A 1,016-nucleotide genomic window follows, 5' to 3' on the forward strand; every position below is an offset into this window, starting at 1 on the left:
CCTCTATATCTATAAGGATTCTTAACTCCAACAGTTGATGCCAGTGTTCCTTTAATATCACCTGATTGAATTATAGTGCCGTTTTCATCCTTTAACTCAGCTTTACCATCGTGTTTTCCCCAAGAATCATAGGTATAGGATACAACTTGAGTTCCATTCTTATCAAATAAACCTATGATATCTCCTTGAAGGTTTCTTATATAGTAATATTCTACACCATTTAAGTTCATGGATACAAGGCTGCCATCGCTGTCATAGGTATAGTAAATTTTGTCTGTCCCATTATCTTCATAGGCAACTTGGTCGCCATTTAGATAATACTTTGTGGTTACTCCATTTACTGTTTTTTCTGTTCTTATACCTGAATCATTGTATTTAAAGGAACTGCTTGATCCTTCTTTTGTCATGGATTTTAGCTGTCTTCCCTGCTCCCAGGTATAAGTATATCCATCATAAGTTAATGGATTCCCTATGGCATCATAGGTTATTTGCTTAGCCACTTTACCGTCATAAAAAGATGTTAGTTTATCCTTCCAATTCGTGTCTTCATACTTATATTCATAGGTTTTAATTGGAGTCCCTGGTACTTCTCTAGTGTATGCAAATTCCTCTTTTTTGATTAGGTTTCCTCCCACATCATAGGAGTACTTTATTGTCTTATTAAGCACCTCATTATCTTCACGGATAAGCTCATTTAGCTCATTATAAGTATAGTATATTTTTGTTGCTTCAAATAATCCTTTCTTATAAGCTATAACTTCTATGTTACCATTATCATCATAGCTGTATTCTATTTTTTGTCCATTGTTATCTAATTCACTTACTTTAGTTGTAGTAGAATTTGATTTTTCACCTGTTTCATATTGGTAACTTGTTTTAAAACTTGTACCTTCTGGATTTACTGACTTATATTTAAGTCTTCCAAGCTCATCATAATTTATACTTACTGAAGTTGTACTGCTTAGTCTTCCAGCATTGTATAATGAAGTTACTTCTTCATCATTTAAAAGTTCTTT

At 32.9% G+C, this 1,016-nt stretch carries 1 pseudogene; it reads right to left on the reverse strand.

From position 1 onward, the window contains the following. Positions 1-1,016 (reverse strand): annotated as a pseudogene (locus DP68_RS19835) (wall-associated protein); the annotation flags it as partial.

This window comes from Clostridium sp. HMP27 (assembly GCF_000765165.1).
Taxonomy (GTDB): Bacteria; Bacillota; Clostridia; order Clostridiales; family Clostridiaceae; genus Clostridium_AK.